The organism is Pantoea sp. X-Soil-TKNS-1279 (assembly GCF_059730565.1).
Genome location: NZ_AP035949.1, coordinates 107,508 through 125,015 on the forward strand (window position 1 = coordinate 107,508; position 17,508 = coordinate 125,015).

At 54.4% G+C, this 17,508-nt stretch carries 14 protein-coding genes; 6 read left to right on the forward strand and 8 right to left on the reverse strand.

What is annotated here, in order from left to right:
- Positions 1-83 precede the first annotated feature (83 nt).
- Positions 84-2,798, forward strand: a complete 2,715-nt coding sequence (locus AC6I8N_RS20730) for a cation-transporting P-type ATPase (RefSeq protein ID WP_208725918.1) — start codon at positions 84-86, stop codon at positions 2,796-2,798.
- Here AC6I8N_RS20730 and AC6I8N_RS20735 read toward each other — a convergent pair.
- Entirely contained in the window at positions 2,787-3,812 is a 1,026-nt protein-coding gene (locus tag AC6I8N_RS20735; RefSeq protein WP_497830998.1) for an AI-2E family transporter, read from the reverse strand. The genes AC6I8N_RS20730 and AC6I8N_RS20735 overlap by 12 nt on opposite strands.
- A gap of 200 nt (positions 3,813-4,012) precedes the next feature.
- Here AC6I8N_RS20735 and AC6I8N_RS20740 point away from each other — a divergent pair, with 200 nt between their 5' ends.
- Positions 4,013-5,125 carry an alkene reductase gene (locus AC6I8N_RS20740; RefSeq protein ID WP_497830999.1) on the forward strand — a complete coding sequence of 371 codons (1,113 nt, stop codon included), beginning with the start codon at positions 4,013-4,015 and terminating at the stop codon, positions 5,123-5,125.
- Positions 5,126-5,173: 48 nt separating this feature from the next.
- Here AC6I8N_RS20740 and AC6I8N_RS20745 read toward each other — a convergent pair whose 3' ends face one another.
- The 3 genes from AC6I8N_RS20745 to AC6I8N_RS20755 form a co-directional block, all read right to left on the reverse strand.
- Positions 5,174-5,899 (reverse strand): SDR family oxidoreductase, encoded by a 726-nt coding sequence (locus AC6I8N_RS20745; RefSeq protein ID WP_497831000.1) that lies wholly within the window; start codon positions 5,897-5,899, stop codon positions 5,174-5,176.
- 72 nt (positions 5,900-5,971) lie between these two features.
- Positions 5,972-6,742 (reverse strand): enoyl-CoA hydratase/isomerase family protein, encoded by a 771-nt coding sequence (locus AC6I8N_RS20750; RefSeq protein WP_208725914.1) that lies wholly within the window; start codon positions 6,740-6,742, stop codon positions 5,972-5,974.
- A gap of 27 nt (positions 6,743-6,769) precedes the next feature.
- Complete coding sequence (locus AC6I8N_RS20755; protein WP_497831001.1) at positions 6,770-7,387, reverse strand: glutathione S-transferase family protein; 618 nt, start codon at positions 7,385-7,387, stop codon at positions 6,770-6,772.
- 126 nt (positions 7,388-7,513) lie between these two features.
- On the opposite strand from AC6I8N_RS20755, the gene AC6I8N_RS20760 reads away from it, so the two are divergent.
- Positions 7,514-8,392 carry a LysR family transcriptional regulator gene (locus AC6I8N_RS20760; RefSeq protein ID WP_497831002.1) on the forward strand — a complete coding sequence of 293 codons (879 nt, stop codon included), beginning with the start codon at positions 7,514-7,516 and terminating at the stop codon, positions 8,390-8,392.
- Here the strand turns inward: AC6I8N_RS20760 and AC6I8N_RS20765 are convergent.
- Positions 8,383-9,321 carry a LysR family transcriptional regulator gene (locus tag AC6I8N_RS20765; protein ID WP_208725911.1) on the reverse strand — a complete coding sequence of 313 codons (939 nt, stop codon included), beginning with the start codon at positions 9,319-9,321 and terminating at the stop codon, positions 8,383-8,385. The two genes, AC6I8N_RS20760 and AC6I8N_RS20765, sit on opposite strands and share 10 nt — an antisense overlap.
- 162 nt (positions 9,322-9,483) lie before the next feature.
- On the opposite strand from AC6I8N_RS20765, the gene AC6I8N_RS20770 reads away from it, so the two are divergent.
- The 3 genes from AC6I8N_RS20770 to AC6I8N_RS20780 all read left to right on the forward strand — a co-directional run bounded on the left by AC6I8N_RS20770 (position 9,484) and on the right by AC6I8N_RS20780 (position 13,790).
- Positions 9,484-10,818: an MFS transporter gene (locus AC6I8N_RS20770; protein ID WP_497831003.1), complete on the forward strand. Its 1,335-nt coding sequence runs from the start codon at positions 9,484-9,486 to the stop codon at positions 10,816-10,818.
- A gap of 15 nt (positions 10,819-10,833) precedes the next feature.
- The gene (locus AC6I8N_RS20775; RefSeq protein WP_497831004.1) at positions 10,834-12,000 is read left to right on the forward strand and encodes a M20 aminoacylase family protein; all 1,167 of its coding nucleotides are present in this window, start codon (positions 10,834-10,836) and stop codon (positions 11,998-12,000) included.
- A 437-nt stretch (positions 12,001-12,437) separates the two neighbouring features.
- Positions 12,438-13,790, forward strand: coding sequence for a carbohydrate porin (locus tag AC6I8N_RS20780; RefSeq protein ID WP_497831005.1), 1,353 nt, complete (start codon positions 12,438-12,440; stop codon positions 13,788-13,790).
- A gap of 54 nt (positions 13,791-13,844) precedes the next feature.
- On the opposite strand, the gene AC6I8N_RS20785 is transcribed toward AC6I8N_RS20780, so the two are convergent.
- The 3 genes from AC6I8N_RS20785 to AC6I8N_RS20795 form a co-directional block, all read right to left on the reverse strand.
- Positions 13,845-15,224 carry an MFS transporter gene (locus AC6I8N_RS20785; RefSeq protein WP_497831006.1) on the reverse strand — a complete coding sequence of 460 codons (1,380 nt, stop codon included), beginning with the start codon at positions 15,222-15,224 and terminating at the stop codon, positions 13,845-13,847.
- A gap of 268 nt (positions 15,225-15,492) precedes the next feature.
- Positions 15,493-16,284: an AttM family quorum-quenching N-acyl homoserine lactonase gene (gene attM, locus AC6I8N_RS20790; RefSeq protein WP_208725906.1), complete on the reverse strand. Its 792-nt coding sequence runs from the start codon at positions 16,282-16,284 to the stop codon at positions 15,493-15,495.
- A gap of 54 nt (positions 16,285-16,338) precedes the next feature.
- Positions 16,339-17,499: an iron-containing alcohol dehydrogenase gene (locus tag AC6I8N_RS20795; RefSeq protein ID WP_497831007.1), complete on the reverse strand. Its 1,161-nt coding sequence runs from the start codon at positions 17,497-17,499 to the stop codon at positions 16,339-16,341.
- Between the last annotated feature and the right edge of the window lie 9 nt (positions 17,500-17,508).

Genomic DNA, 17,508 nt, shown 5'->3' on the forward strand with positions numbered 1-17,508 from the left:
TCTTACAAATCTAATTACCTCAGATTATGTGTGTTTTTTTATAAAAACTCATTTTAACAATAGCTTAGTAGCTAGGGGTCAATATGGAAAATGTTCAAGGTCAGGATAAGGGTGCACAACCCTGGTATCAGTACTCCACAGAGGAAACTTTCCAGAACTTAGCAAGTTCACCGGCTGGCTTATCATCAACTGACGCCAGTGATCGTTTAAAGAAATACGGTCCTAATGCGCTGCCGCAAAAAGCGGAGAAGTCAGCGTTATTGAAATTTATCGCACATTTTAAAGACGTGTTAATTTATATCCTCTTTGCCGCCGCGCTTATTACCGCCGTCATGGCACATTGGGTTGATACCTTTGTCATTATTGGTGTGGCGGTGATCAATGCCTTAATTGGCTTTGTTCAGGAAAGTAACGCTGAGAAGTCACTGAAAAGCATTCAGAATATGTTAGCCAGTGAAGCAATTCTGGTGCGCGATGGCAAACAAACCACCATATCCACCCAGGATATTGTGCCGGGGGATGTGGTGATGTTGCGTCCTGGCGATAAAATTCCGGCAGATTTGCGCTTATTTGATGTGCATAACCTGCGCGTTGAGGAGGCAATTCTTACTGGCGAATCCACGGTGGTGTCAAAAAGCGTGGCATCGCTGGAGGGAGAAAAATCGCTTGGCGATCGTCTCAACCTTGCATTTTCTGGCACCACGGTCAGTTCAGGCACCGCATCAGGCGTGGTGGTCGCCAGTGGCGGCGATACGGAGTTGGGTCATATCAATGAGATGATCAGCTCAGTGAAAGAGGTCAAAACGCCGCTGCTGGTGCAGATCGACAAACTCGGTAAAGCCATTTTCTTCATCATTGTCTTGATGATGGTAGCGCTGTTTATTTTTGCCTGGTTGCTGCGTGACATTCCGTTCCCTGAGCTGGCGCTGTCGGTTATCAGCCTGGCGGTGGCGGCGGTGCCGGAGGGTTTACCGGCGATTATCTCGATTATCCTCTCCCTTGGCGTGCAGTCGATGGCACGCGTACAGGCCATCATCCGTAAATTGCCGACGGTGGAAACCCTTGGGGCGATGTCGGTGATTTGCTCTGACAAAACCGGCACCCTGACCATGAATGAAATGACGGTCAAAGCGGTGGTGCTGGCAAAAAGCAAATGGCGTGTGAGCGGCAACAGCTATGAACCGAAAGGCGAAATTGTTGCGGAAGGTGGTAGCGGATTAAATTCGGCGACCGATCCCTTGTTCCAGCAATTTTTACGCGCGGTAGATACCTGTAATGAAAGCCAGTTGCAGCAGGATGCCAATGGTCATTGGGTGATTGTTGGCGGTCCGACCGAAGGCGCAATGAAAGTGCTGGCGGCGAAGGGCATCACGCAAAAACAATCGGTTGAGGTGGTCAGTAAATTACCTTTCGATTCCCTGTATAAATACATGTCGGTGAGCTGTGTCGCTGACGGCCAGTCGTATATTTTGCTGACCGGCGCACCGGATGTGTTGCTGAAACTGTGCCAGCAACAACAAACTCCGCAGGGGGTTGAGCCGCTCGATCTGGCGTATTGGGAAGCGGCCATCACCACCTATGCCAGTGAAGGGCTGCGTACCGTTGCGGCGGCGTGGAAACCAACGTCAGCGCCAGTGACCACGCTCGACCACGACGAACTGAAAAACGGCATGGTGCTGTTGGGCCTGGGATGCATGATGGATCCACCGCGTCCGGAAGCCATCTCGGCGATTCACGAATGCCAGCAGGCAGGGATTCGCGTCAAGATGATCACCGGCGACCATCAGGAAACCGCTATGGCGATCGGGCAGATGCTGGGTATTGGCAACAGCAACTCTGCGGTGACCGGATACGAGCTGGAGCATATGAATGATGCCGAGCTGGCGCAGGCGGCAAAAACCTATGACATCTTTGCGCGCACCAGTCCCGAACATAAATTGCGGTTGGTGAAGGCGCTGGAATCCAGCGGTGAAATTGTCGGGATGACCGGTGACGGGGTGAATGATGCCCCGGCACTGAAGCAGGCCAACGTCGGTATTGCGATGGGTATCAAAGGAACCGAGGTGACGAAAGAGTCGGCAGATATGATTCTGGCTGATGACAACTTCGCTACCATTGCGGCGGCGGTGAAAGAGGGACGGCGGGTTTACGACAACCTGAAGAAAACCATCCTGTTTATTATGCCGACCAACCTGGCGCAAGGCTTGTTGATTATCATCGCCATCCTGATGGGTAACCTGCTGCCGCTCACCCCGGTACAGATTCTCTGGATGAACATGGCAACCTCCGCCACCCTGTCATTTGGCCTGGCGTTTGAACCGGCAGAAGCCAATGCGATGCGCCGCCCACCGCGTAATGTCAAAGCGCATGTGATGGATGGTTACGCCATCTGGCGTGTCGTGTTTGTTGGTTTGTTGATCTCCATCAGCGCCTTCGTGCTGGAAGCCTGGCTCCAGCCGCGCGGCTACAGTGAGGAATTTATCCGCACCGTGTTGCTGCAAATGCTGGTGACAGCGCAATGGGCCTATATGATTAACTGCCGTAACTCAGAAGGCTTCTCCCTTGACGGCGGCCTGGTCAAAAACAAAGGTATCTGGATGGTGACGCTGGTGCTGATCGTCCTGCAAGCCATCATCATCTATGTACCGCTGATGAACACGCTGTTCGGTACCCGTCCGTTGCCAATTAATTACTGGTTTATCTCGTTAATCGTCAGTATCGCTATCTTCATCATCGTGGAAATAGAAAAACGTCTGACGCGCTCCTGGCGTGGCGTTAAAACGCAGTCATTGATCTGATAACACCGAGTCCTGCTGTTGCCGATAGCTGGCCAGCAGGACTTTTTTGATCAGATAAGTCAGCGGAATGGCGAGGATAGCACCGGTGATGCCAAGCAACGCTTGCCAGAACAGAAAGGCCAGCAACTGGCTGGTCAACGCCATGTCGAGACGTTTACCAATCATCAGCGGTTCCAGCACCGAACTGAGCGTCAGATTTAACAGAACAAAAAAACCGGCTATCGCCAGCGCCACTTCCAGATCAAAAGCGATATAGCTCTGCACCACCGGCGGAATCGCCGCCATAAATGAACCCAGCACCGGGATGTAATTGAACACAAACATCAACACACCCCAGAAGAAGGCAAATTTCAACCCCAGCAGTTGTGCACCCCCCCAGACGATGATGCCGCCAAAGATGCCGGTCAGGGTTTTGACCCGCGCATAGACAATCACGCTCTGGATGCCATCATCCAACGCACGGTAGAGCGCCGCCGATTTGCCGTGGGCGCGTTTATCCAGCGCATTTTTCAGCAGTGGCAGTTCATACAACATAAACAACAACATCAGAAACACCATCACCCACCACGACAGCACGCCGGGAATCTGGGTGAGGAAAGCGGTGATCCATTTCACCACCGCGCCAACATCAATAAAAGCCAGCATCTCATCCGGTGCCAGCGCAATGCCCACCTGGTCCAGCGCCTGGGTGATCTCTTGCAAGCGGGTGGTTAACAACAGGGGCGTCTGACGGCTCAGCAGAATCAGGTCCGGCGTCAGTACTGTGAGCTTGATAATGGTGACAACAATCACCAGCAGCAGCACCAGAATGATCGCCAGCGAAGAGAGGATACGCGGAATCCGTTTATGCTCCAGCCAACTCACCAGCGGGTCCAGCATGATAGAAAGCAGCAACGCCAGCAGCACCTGATTGATAAGGTGCGCCGACAGATGAAGCCCGAACAAAATCAGGGTCAGGCAGGCAAGGAGAATCAACACACGATATAACTGCGGCCACGGGGTAAACCAGCTCATTTCGTCATTTCCCTGAAGTTAACGATGCGCTGCATAGTGCATTAACTATATCTGCAATGTTTTGATTCAGCATAGTTTGACCACAGGGCTGAACAGAGAATACACATTCCAGTTGAGAATAGCGGTTATGCCTGTTGCCCGGTTTCTGAATCAGTGCAGGCACTTTAGGCTGCTCTCTTTACTCAAAGAGAGCAGCAAAAATGAAAACTTTATTTACCCCAATTAGCGCTGGAAAACTTCGTCTACAACATCGTGTGGTGATGGCACCAACAACACGGATGCGCACGGAAGTCGGCGGCGTTCCCGGTGAACTGATGGTGGAGTATTATCGCCAGCGTGCCAGCGAAGGGGGATTGTTGATTGCAGAAGCCACTGCCATTTCTCCGTTTGCGAATGCCTACGCCGATGCGCCGGGTATCTTCAGTGACGAACAACAAGCCGGTTGGCAACGGTTGGTTGAGGCGGTGCACGCTAAAGGGAGCCAGATTGTGTTGCAGCTTTGGCATCCTGGCCGCCAGTCGCTGCCCGAACTTTCCGCCGGAAGACCACCGGTTGCGCCTTCTGCCCTGGTTGCCCGCGATACCTATGGCGTCGGCAAAGATGCACAGGGCAACTATGAGGGCCGCTTATTCCCTGAGCCACGGGCACTTGATGAAAACGCTATCGTTGCCATCATCGACGAATTTCGGCGTGCGGCGCAACGCGCACTGGCGGCAGGATTTGATGGTGTGGAGCTGCATGCCGCCAACGGTTATCTACCGGAACAGTTCCTGTTAGATGGCAGCAACAAGCGTAACGATAAGTGGGGAGGAAGTCTGGCAAATCGCGCCCGGTTTTTACTTGACGTGGTGGCGGTGCTGACAGATGTCTGGGGCAGTGGGCGTGTCAGCGTACGTATTTCACCGAGTGGCATTTATGGCGATATGCATGACAGCGACCCGGCCACCACGTTTCGTTATCTGGTGGAAAAATTGAACGATTTTTCCCTGGCGTATCTACACATTATCGAACCACGGATTGTGGGGCCTGAAGATCGCGAGAACGGCAGCTATGCGGAACCGGTCGCCAGTCGTGAACTGCGCCCGTTCTTTAGCGGAATGATCATTGCGGCTGGCGGATTTAAACCGGAGGCGGCAGAGGCGATGCTGGTAAACGGGGACGCTGACCTGATTGCGTTCGGTCGCTTATTTACCGCTAACCCGGACCTGCCAGAACGTATTCGTCAGGGGCACCCGTTCACTGCCTGGGATCGTGACACCTTCTTCGGCGGCGATGCACGCGGTTATACCGATTTCCCTACCTGGGTATCGTAACAACGAAAACGGCGCGATAAATCGCGCCGTTACTGGCTGTCGCTGGCTTTAAATCTGCGCTACCCCAATTGATGCTCCCCCATCGACATATAACGTCTGCCCCGTCATAAATCCCGCCTCTTCAGATAACAGGAACGCAATGGTTGCGGCGATCTCATCCGGCTGCCCGAAGCGCTTCATCGGTACGCTACTGAGGTAACGCTGTTCTCCCAGACTGCCTGGGGGATTGCTGGCACGGAACAGTTCTGTTTCGGTGGGGCCTGGTGCCACGGCGTTTACGGTAATCCCTTGGGTTGCCAGTTCCAGCGCCCAGCTCCGGGTAAAGCTGACCAGCGCCGCTTTGGCCGCGGCATATGAGGTGCGCTGCGGCACGCCAAGTACCGTCAGGCTGGAAATGTTAACTACCCGTCCGAAACCTCGCGACTGCATACCGGGTAATGCTGCCTGAGTTGCCAGCAACGCTGGCTGTAAATTCACTTTTAATACTTCATCCAGTGCATCGAGGGTGACGTCTGCCAGATATTGCGGGCGAACCAGGCCGACATTGTTGATGACGCCATCAAGGGGGAATTGGGCAGTGATGTCCTCCAGGGCTTGTTTGAATCCCGCGCTATCTGCCAGGTCCAGGGCGACAAAGTGACCGGGGAAGGGTTGGGCTGGCGCACTGCGCGCAATGCCAATCACCTGATGTCCACTGGCCGCCAAACGCTGTGAAAGTGCAAAGCCAATACCTTTACTGGCACCGGTAATCAGAAATGTTCTTTTGTGGCTCATGTTTTTAACTCCTGCAAACGTAAAAACCAGCACAGGTTGGCCTGTGCTGGTGGGGGAAAATCTGCGTGATGATCAGACGCCGGAACTGGCCTGTAACGCCACATCCGCTGCACTGATGCCTTCCAGTGCCAGGCCATAGCCCGCGCCTTCATCGATCAGGCGGCGTAATTTTTGCGTCAGGGCGATACGCGTGTAGCGGGTGGTCAGTGGCGGCAATGTCGCCAGCGACTCCGCCAGTTCATGTGCGCGCGTCAACAAATGGTCGCGTGGTACGATTTCATTAATCACACCCCATTCCTTCGCAGTTGTCGCGTCCAGTTCCTGACGTGTGAGCAGGAAATAACGACCACGTACGCTACCGATAACTTCTGGCCATAACAGGTTAACGCCATCGCCGGGAACGATACCGAATTCGAAGTGCGGCTTATCCTGAAACACCGTATCCGGTGTTGCCAGGACCATATCCGCCAGCAATACATATTCGGAATGCAGGCGAACCGGGCCGTTCAGTGCAGCGATCACCGGGACTTCAATATCGAGCAAGTTCATCAAGACTTTCTTCCCTTCGCGGTAAATTTTGTCGTAGCCGCGTGGCGTGAAGAAATCAAAGCCTTCCGGGCTGATGCTCTCCATAAACGCCTCACCTGAGCCCGTCAGGATCACGATGCGGTTGTCCGGGTCGGCACCAATCTGATGGAACAACTCGACAAATTCTTCGTGGGTGTGGCCGTTGAACAGTAACGCGCCGCCGTCCGTGTGAAACTTAACTTCCAGCACACCGCTGGCAGAACGGGTTAAGTGGGCATTGGCAAAGGCATGGCGATAGTTTTCAAAGCGAGACATGGCATAGTTCCTTTTCAGTTAGCGTACTTAAATAAGAGCATTAAGTTTTTCAGTCGCCCGCTGAATGGCAGGGCGAGCAGAAAGGGTGTCGAACCAGCGGGCCAGATGTGGCAATCCGTCGAGGCTTACGCCAGCAAATTCACGTCGCCAGAGCCAACCGTAATGAGCGATATCGGCGATGCTGTACGCTTCACCGGCGAGGAACGGCTGCGTAGCGAGCAGGTTGTCCAGCAGGCCAGTGACACGCGCGGCTTCGGTATTGAAACGCTGCTGCGCCAGGGGTTGGGGTTCGCTGGCAAGACGATTAAAGAAGCCCGCCTGACCAAAAGCCGGACTGACGGCTGAAGCATGGAAAAACAGTTGTTCGAACACACGAGCGCGTGGCGCACCCGCAGCGGGTAATAAGCGTTGATGTTTCTCGGCGAGATAAACCAAAATTGCAGCCGATTCGCTCAGAGTCATAGCGTTGCTGTGATCAACCAGCACCGGCACTTTTGCATTCGGGTTTAAGGCCAGAAAGTCCTGCTGTTTTTGCTCCCCTTGACGCACATTGACCGGGCGAAGTTGCCAGGCTTGCTGGATCTCTTCCAGCATAATGGCGGGCTTGATGCTGTTAGGTGTGGCGAAGGCATAGAGTTCGTACATCGGTTTTCTCCCGTGGTCAGGATGCGGTGACTGCATCCCGTTGTCGTTGCAGACAAGTATCTGCTAATGTCACCCGGTAATGGCAGACAGCAAAAAACGATAATGGATATTCCCAGGAGGAATAGGGTGGATCGATTTCAGGCGATGCAGATGTATGTTCAGGTGGTTGATGCAGGATCGTTTTCAGCAGCGGCACGGATTATGAACATCGGTCAACCGGCGGTTTCAAAAACCATCGCGCAGTTGGAGAAGCATCTCGAAGTACGCTTGCTACTGCGAACGACTCACGGGCTGACCCCTACCGAGGCAGGACAGCGCTACTACGAACGGGCGCGTATCACGTTGCAACAGGCGGAAGAGGCCGAGATGGCGGCCCGTGGGGCGGGAAAAGGCTTATCGGGTGTCTTGCGTGTGGCAGCCGCACCGACGTTTTCCCGTTTGCATGTTATTCCCCATTTGGCTCGTTTTATGGACCAGCATCCGCAATTAAAGGTGGATATTGTGCTGGACGATCGCCCGATTGATCTGGTCGCGGAAGGGATTGATATCTGCCTGCGCATGGGAACCTTGAATGATTCCAGCGCAGTGGCGCGCAAGCTGGCGACCACGCGACGTTCCGTTCTGGCGACACCTGCCTATCTGGCACGCTGTGGTTATCCACAACATCCACAGGACCTGACGCAACATCAGACGTTGGTGATCAGTCAGCTCAACAACCTGTGGCGCTTTACCCGCGCGGGTGAGGAAGAGAGTGTGACCGCGGAAAGCCGTTTGCATTTAAGTGCCGCCGAGGGTATCCGGGCGGCGGTGTTGGCCGATATGGGTATCACCATCGCCTCAGACTGGATGTTTTCGCAGGAAATTATCAACGGCACGGTGCTGCGTGTGTTGACGGAATGGCAATTGCCCGACATTGATTTATGGGCCGTTTTCCCTGGTGGGCGGATGGCGACGGCGAAAGCACGCCAGTTTGCTTCCTTTGTTGAGTCGTGCCTTCAGCCCTGATTCACCACCATTTCGTGGGCATCACTTTGCTGCAACCAGTCACGGCTAATCACCCGTAGCAGCTCCAAAAAGCTGTGCCCGGCACTCGACAGACGGCCAATATTGGCACACAAAATGCCGATATCGGTGGCCGGAAGTACCTCCTTCAAGGACAAGGGGCGCAAGCTTTCCTGATAACCGGGAAAGCGTAGCCTCACCGACGTCCACATGCTGACCATCTCAGCCTCTTCCATTAAACGCGCCATGATGGTGGGTGATGAACAGTGGATCACCCGTTCCGGTAGCGGCAGGTTATAGCGGCGGAAAACTTGCGCCAGAATGGAATGGTCGCCCGGCTCGTCCCAATCCAGCCAGGTGTAGCTCAGCAAATTGCGCAATGACGTGGTGTGGGTAATCGGATGCTGTTTACCGGCGATGATGGCGTTGCTCAGGGAATAGAGCATTTCATAATACATCGGTGCGATACGCATCCCATCAGTGGAAGAAATCACGGCGAGGTCGATACGGTGATTCTCCAGCGCATCATAAAGCTGGTGGGGACGCCCCTCCATCGCGATCAGTTTTACGCCGGGAAAGCGTTGCTGGTACTGAAGTAACGTGGTGGTAAATGGCCCCCAGGCGGCGGCGGAGGTGAAACCGACACGAAGCTGGCGCATCGCTTTACCCAGCAGGTGGTCAATCTCTTCACGCGCCTGACTCAACGAACGATCGATATCGCGCGCATGGCGCAGCAGTACCTGCCCATACTCATTCAGCACTACGCCGCGCGAAGATCGCTCGACAATTGGCATGCCTATCTCCGCTTCCATCTCCTGAATAGTTTTACTGATGGCGGGTTGTGTCAGGTGCAGAGTGCGGGCGGCTTTGCCAATGCTGCCCTGAGCCGCCACTTCCAGTAACACATCGAGCTGATTGAGTTTTATTTTCACGTTTTCCTCGGGTTTCACTCACGAGATGGTGCAGAAAATGCACCATCAGCATTCAGGACAGATAACTCAGGGCATAACAATTTCTCATGATTGAAATGTAATTTATTTATGACAATAGTGCACCTTCCACCGTTTATTGAACGTTACTGGAAGGATATGCGTATGAATAAAGTCAAATGTGCGCCTGCCGAAGCGGAGGTTGCGGTATCGCTTCCTTTCAGCGATGCCGCTATGGATAGCCGACGAGCTCATGCAAAATCACTGTTTGCCGTGACCCTCGGCAATGGTCTTGAAATCTATGATTTCGCTGTTTACAGCTTCTTTTCTGTCATCATTGGACACCTTTTCTTTCCCACCGATAGTGATTCCGCCTCGTTACTCCTGGCGGTGGCGACTTTTGGCGTCGGTTTTTTTATGCGACCGCTCGGCAGCCTGGTGCTGGGGCATTACGCCGATAAGCATGGGCGTAAAGCAGCCCTGACGTTGATTATGGCGCTGATGGCACTGGGCGTGGCGTTGGTTGCCTTTGCACCGACCTATGAACAGGTCGGTATGCTGGCCCCGGCCTTACTGGTTTGCGGACGTTTGCTGCAAGGTTTCTCCGCCGGTGGCGAAGTGGGCGCCGCGACCAGTTGGTTAATGGAGGCGGGAGGCAAATCACAGCGAGGCGTTCGCGTCAGTTGGCAAATGGCCAGCCAGGGCGGTGCGGCATTGCTCGGGGCGGCGATGGGGGCATTATTAACTCATAGCTTAAGCCATGATGCCCTGTATAGCTGGGGCTGGCGCATACCGTTCATCGTTGGGCTGGCGATTATGCCGGTGGGGATCTATATCCGTCGCCACCTGAATGAAACCCATACGCCATCGGCTGTTCACGCCGAGGGAACACCGGCAGCCCGTCTGTGGCGCGAACATCGCCGCACTATGCTGCTGGGCATTCTGCTGGTGATGAAAAGTACCACCACGTTTTACATCATCGTTTATTACATGCCCGCCTATATGGTGCATACCTTGCACATGCCGGAGGGGACGTCGTACTGGATTAGCCTGATGGCCGCGACATTAACGCTGGTGGTGCCGTTCTTTGCCGGGAAACTGGCGGATCGCCTGCCGCGCCGCAAGCCATTGTTGTTGGGTTGTGGCATCGGATCGCTGTTGCTGGTATGGCCGATCTTTGCCAGCCTGCACCACGGCGCACCTTTTGCACTGACTATCGCCCTGATTAGCCTTGATCAGGTCCTGGCGAATATCACGGCGGTAGCCTTTTTCCTGCTGATCCTCGAAGCCTTTCCGCGTCCGGTGCGCGCCTCGGGTATGGCGTTGATCTATGCCATTGGCGTCACCCTGTTCGGCGGCTTTGCCCAATTTAATGTGACCTGGTTATTGAATGTCACTGGCGATGCTATGGCTCCGGCGTGGTATCTGCTGTTAAGTGCAGTGGTGTCCTTGTCGGCGTTGCTGGCATGGCGTGAGCAACCGGTTTTATCCGATGACTAAAAGCTGAGGTTTGACATGTTGATTAAAGAAATTCTCGCATTCGAAGACGAGATGATTGCCATCCGCCGTGATTTTCATCAGCACCCGGAATTGGGTTTTGAAGAGGTTCGTACCAGCGCGCGCATTGCCGAACTGCTGACGTCATGGGGTTATGACGTGCATCGTGGCTTGGGTGGCACAGGCGTAGTGGGTACGCTGAAGGCAGGTAACGGCAGCAAACGGCTGGGATTACGCGCCGATATGGACGCCTTACCGATGCAGGAGTTAGCCGATATTCCGTGGCGCAGCCAGGTGCCGGGCAAAATGCACGCCTGCGGCCATGATGGGCACTGCGCGATGCTGCTCTCGGCGGCGCGTTATCTGGCGGAAAAACGTCCCTTCAGCGGTACATTACATGTGATCTTCCAACCGTCGGAAGAGTCATATGGCGGGGCGCGCCGCATGATGGATGACGGTTTGTTTCGTTTGTTCCCCTGCGATGCGGTGTTTGGTCTGCACAATTTTCCATTGTTGCCTGCCGGACATTTTTTTACCAAACCCGGACCCCTGATGGCTTCCTCCGACAGCATGACCATTACGCTCCACGGTAAAGGAGGGCATGGCGCGACACCGGAAAACACCCTTGATCCCACCGTGGCGGGGGCGGCGATGGTGATGGCGTTACAAACCATCGTGTCACGCAATGTTGATCCACAGGATGCGGTGGTGGTCACGGTAGGAAGCCTGCAAAGTGGCAGCACCCATAACGTCATTCCGGACAGCGCGTTACTCAAACTGAATCTGCGCACCTTCAGTGCGAAGGTGCGTGAGCAGGCGAAGGCGAGGATTGAACAACTGGTACAGGCGCAGGCCGCCAGTTTTGGCCTGACCGCCACTATCCAGCCTGATTTTGGCTACCCGGTCACCATCAATCATGCGGCGGAAACGGACTTCGCGACCCAGGTGGCACGGGATACCTTCGGTGCCGATCGTGTTGCCGATTACGCGGAGGTCAAACCGCTGATGGGCAGCGAGGATTTTGCATTTATGCTGGAGGACGTACCAGGAAACTATATCTGGCTGGGCACCAGCACCGGCGAAGCAGACTACGCGGTGCACCATCCGTTGTATCAATTTAATGATGCCTGCCTGTCGACCGGTGCAACCTATTGGGCGCGATTAACGGAAGCCTTTCTGCGTTAAGGAAAAGTGGCGGCAAGGCGGTCAATAAATGACCGGCTATTTCTCCGGGTAAGCGGGGCGCGGCCCGGAGAAGTTTATCCACAGGGTTTTGGCGCGGATATGCACCCGTAATGTGGACAACCCCAATTGCGCCGCTACGGAGTGTGCTTTAATGCGCATACCTGAAAGCGATGTTAATAAGATCTCCTTCACATTATTTAATTAAGGTTTCGATAACCGCTTGCCTGTGCGTCGTACTTTGATGATGATGCTCCCCATTCAGGATTGTTACTGTTTTACAGGCAAAACCTAAATCACCTGGCTCTTGTTATTCAGAGTCCGGCGATTTAGGTTTTTTTTTGCTCAAAATTCCGACAGTGAATTGACTCAGGCAGATATTTATCTGCCGGGTTAACTACGCCCTAAAAAAGAGAGAAGAGATAATCATGATAAAAAGCATGAGGGTTTTTCGTTCGACAATTCTGGCTGGATTACTTTTTACTGCGCTAAATACCCACGCTGAAGACCCGCAGTGGAATGGTACGGTATTGGGATTTGAAGCACCGGGTAAAGGTTTACTGGGTGATATGCTGGGAATTCGTCCCATTCTGAGCGATAACGGCTTTAACTATAATTTTCAGTATCTCAATGAAAATGCGTACAACATCGCCGGGGGCTACAATCACGATCACCACCTCGCCTATATTGATCAATTTGCCATCACGTTTACCCAGGATTTAGAACGCTTTACCGGTATTCCCGATGCCACCCTTGAAGGCAATATTGTTAACCGTAATCACGATGACAGCCTGCTGACAAAACGGGTGCAGGATTCGCGGGTGAATATTAATGATGCCACTCAGGAAAGTGCCGGAACCGGTTCAATTACCCGTCTGGGCTGGTTAACCTTCAGCCGGACATTTGACGATCGCCGGTTACAATGGCGTATCGGGATGATGAATAAAGTCCAGACATTCGACCAAATTGCGCCCTGTGATTTTCAGACGCTGATGTTGTGCGGTGGTAAATCAGCCAACTCAATGTTGTGGAGCAACTGGAATATTCACACTTGGGGAACCACGTTTGCGTATAAAGTCACCCCTGAATTGACCCTGAAAGCGGGTATTCTGGAGCAAAATCCCTCGGCTACCGATCGCAGCCATGCCTGGAGTTGGTCAACCAAAGGTAGCAAAGGGTTTATTTTGCCGCTGGAAGTGGAGTGGAAAACCCACATTCATGAATTACCCGGTATTTATAATTTAGGTACGCAATTTACTAACGCCAAACAATCCGATCTTTACAGCGGTAAAACACAAAATGCCGGGGCGAATGATCCTGAAGGTTATAAAGAATATAACCGCACCTGGTTTTTTTACGGCGGATTTAATCAGCAACTCACTCGCCATGCAGATGACGCTAATCGCGGCTTAAGCGGTGGCATCAACGCGGGATTTGGCGACCAGCGCAGTAATTATATCCACTACGTCACAGCGGCGACCCTGCGTTATCGTGGGTTGTTTGATGCCCGCCCGGAAGACTGGATTGGTGTGGGCGTGTCGTATATCGATATCAGCAATCACTACAGCCGCAATCAGCAGGAGAAAAATAGCCTGCAAGGGGTGGGTGATTATTATGATCCGTTGTACAGCCCGGTGCCGGGACATGCGGTAAACGCTGAGCTTTATTATCGCTTCCGTCCCGTGAGCTGGCTGGAGTTACAACCGGGCATTCAATACTGGCACCGTCCGGGTAGCCTGAGCGAAACCCAGGATGCCTGGGTGGGTGAGCTGAAAACGGTGGTGACGTTCTAATCCTCTGTTTCGTAATGGCGCGATACATCGCGCCGCTACGAAATGTGCCCCCACTTATCGGTTATTTAGGGTTTGTGACAGCGCGGGGATGTCGGCAAGTCCGGCGCCTTTGATTTTTAGGGTTAAAGGAAGGTTGCGATGCAATACGATACTCAGCGCTGCCAGCAGAGCGGGCAGGGCGAGGACAAAGAAAATCGCCGACTGTCCAGGGAAAGCGCCCATCAGAAGTCCACCGACAGAAGAACTGAGGATCGCTCCGGTACGGCCAATGCCATGCATCCAGCTTACGCCGGTGGCGCGGATTTCCGTGGGATAATAAGCCGGTGAGTAAACCTGTAGGCCATTTTGCGCACCGTTGATGCACATGCCGATGACAAAAATGAAGGCCCCAAGCGCCACACCACTAAAGCCGAACATCCCCTGCGCCACCAGGCACAGACAGCCGAGCAGGTAGACCACACCAATCACATATTTGGCGTGCAGCTTATCCATCAGCGCACCGACAATAATGCCGCCTAACGGCCCGCCGAGCTGGAACAATCCGGCCAGAATCGCCGCCTGCTCCAGCGAAATGCCGCCAGAGCGCATAATGGTTGGCAGCCAGCCGTTCAGCAGGTAAATCACGAACAGCCCCATAAAGTAGGTCAGCCACAGGATAATGGTGCCGCGCGCAAAACCATGACGGAACAGTTGCGAAATCGGACTGTGACCATTCACGCGAGGTGAGTGCAGCACAAAGCTGCTGTCATGACTGAAGCTGCCGCCCATCCGGTTCAGCAGCGCGGCAATCTGGCGACGCGGTGCTTTGCGCACCAGCAGATTCAGGGCGGATTCCGGCAACAGCCAGATAAATAACGGCAACATCAACAGCGGAACGATACCGCCAAACACCAGCACCGCTTGCCACGACCAGATACTCAGCAAGCCCGCGGCGATAAAGCCACCCAGACCGGAACCAATGTTAAAACCGCTGAACATCAGGGTGATCATCACCCCTTTGCGGCGTTCCGGCATATATTCCGACAGCAGGGTGACGCAGTTCGGCATTACCGCCCCCAGTCCCAGCCCGGTGAGAAAGCGCAGCAGCGCCATTTGCAGCGGTGTGCTGGCAAAAGCGCAGGCAAGGCTAAACGCCGAGAACACCAGGAAGGAGAGCAGAATGATACGTTTACGGCCAAAGCGATCGGAAAGCGGTCCGGCGATTAGCGCGCCGATGGCGACGCCAAACATCGCCGCCCCAAGGATCGGTCCCATCGCCGCGCGGGAGATACCCCAATGTTCAATCAGCGCCGGAGCAATAAAACCCATAGCGGCGGCATCGTAACCGTCGAACATGATGATGATCAGGCAGAGGAATAACACACGCCATTGAAAGCGTGAAATCGGCCGGGCGTCGATCCATGCTTTGATATCGACCAGGTTGTTTGTATTCATGGGTACGCTCTCTGTTATGCCGTGTCAGACGGCTATTGTCATGGTGAGAGAAATTTAACAATCCGATCACACCTTAAGCATGGCAGGGGGAAGTGTCTGTCAAAAAAGGCTTTTAGGGGTATGAGTTAGATTTATATTGTGAGCTGGCTGACAATCTGCGAGAGAGGAAAAGCGCGGCCATGCTGGGTTTTGCCGCTGGAGAGGTAAAGTTAACGTATGAATTTCGTTTAGCAGGCAACAAAAAAAGGGGCATGACGCCCCTCGGGATTCAGGAATAGTATTCGGGGGCTTTTTTAAATCCGGCCCAGGCATCCGGATCATGGCCGGTGACGACAATCGCATCTGCCCGCTCGGCGACCGCACGCAGCTTCTGCACCGAACGCACCGAATCCACCGCCGAAGCGAGAAAGCCTGGCAGCGCTTTTTGCTCCCAGTGATCCACCGTATAGGCCGCATCTATGGTCAGTAGCAGGGGTTTGCTATTAGGCAGACGGACCAGGAAGGATTGGTGTCCGGGCGCGTGACCGGGCGAGAAAATAGTGGTCAGGGTGCCATCGCCGTAGATGTCGTAGAAATCATCATCGGTGCCGTTCAGGAATTGCCAGTTCAGGCCGGGACGATCGAAATCGTGGCGGATATAGCCGCCCGCCGCAAACCAGTCCGGGGTAAAGGCATACTCATACTCGGCGCGTTGCACAATATGCCGGGCGTTCGGGAAGCGGCCAATGGCACCGGTGTGGTCGAGATGCAGGTGCGACTGCACCACATATTTCACATCCGCCGGGTCGATGCCGAGCGCTTTGACCTGATCAACACAGCCCTGGTCTTCGCCCAATACCGGCCAGTAGACATCACAAATCCCGCCCCAATAACCGCGCGGATCGGTGGCCACTTCAATCGCGTTACCGCCATCGATAATGGTGTGACCATCCGGATGGGTGATCAGAAAGAAGGGGACCGGGATTTCATAATCGGCCCCCGAACCCTGGTTCATCTTGATGTTGTGAACCTTACATTTCAGGGTGCCGGACTGGAGCATGTAGAGTCGTATATCTTTCATACTGGGCATTCCTCTGGTTAGTCGTGGGTACTTATTTGTTTTAGGGGTAAGAACTTAAAAGGCTTCGCGGTACAGATTCAGCGCGTCCTGCTCCAGCACCTCTACCGGGTTATTGGTGAGCAGACGGGTTTGCAACATGGCATCACTTGCCAGGCGAGGCAAACTCTCCTCGGTGACGCCAACATCACGTAAGCGACGCGGTGCGCCGCTGCGCTCCATCAGTTGCAGCATATGTTCGACAAAGGCGCTGGCACGCGTAGCGGCATCGCCGCTGCCGGCCACGCCCAGCACCTCCGCCAGTTCGGCATACAGCGGTGCTGCGGCGCTGGCGTTATAACGCAACACCGGCCCGAGCATCAGCGCATTGGAAAGACCGTGCGCGACATGGTAGTGCCCGCCCAACGGGTAGGCGAGGGCGTGCACCGCGGCAACGGGGGAATTGGCAAACGCCTGACCAGCAAGGGTCGCGCCGAGCAACATCCCTTCGCGCGCTGCGCGGTTGCTGCCATCCTGGCAGGCGGTGATCAGATTGGCCCCCAGCAGCCGTAGCGCTTCACGCGCCAGCGCATCGGACAACGGATTTTTCTTGTGCTTGCTGGTGTAGGCCTCGATGGCATGCACCATAGCGTCGATACCGGTGGCGGCGGTATGGATTTGCGGCAGACCTACGGTGAGTTCGGCATCGAGCAGCACGAAATCGGCATACAGTTGTGGCGCAACCACGCCCATCTTGGTGGTTTCACCGGTGGTGATGATGGCGATATTGGTCACTTCAGAGCCGGTGCCAGCGGTGGTGGGGATCAGCACCAGCGGCAGTCGGGAACCGGTTACCTTGCCAATGCCGTACATCTCGGCCAACGGTTGATCACCTTCGGCCATCACCGCCGCGACTTTGGCGATATCCAGTGAGGAGCCACCGCCGAGGCCGATAATGATATCGGCACCGACCTGTTTCACGGCGTCAACGCAGGCGTGGACAATCGCCTCCGGCGGATCCGCCACCACCTGATCAAACACGCTGACGCGAAATCCGGCAGTGGTGAGATTCTCGACGATCGGCGCAATCAGACCGGCTTTAACCAACCCGGCGTCGGTGATCAGGCAGGCGTTGCGTTGTGTAAAACGACTGGCGATGCTGGTGCCGAGTTGCTGCGCACCTCCCCACTTCATCTCAATCGAGGGTACGGTGCGGAACTCAAATGGATTGATAGTCATCTCATCTCC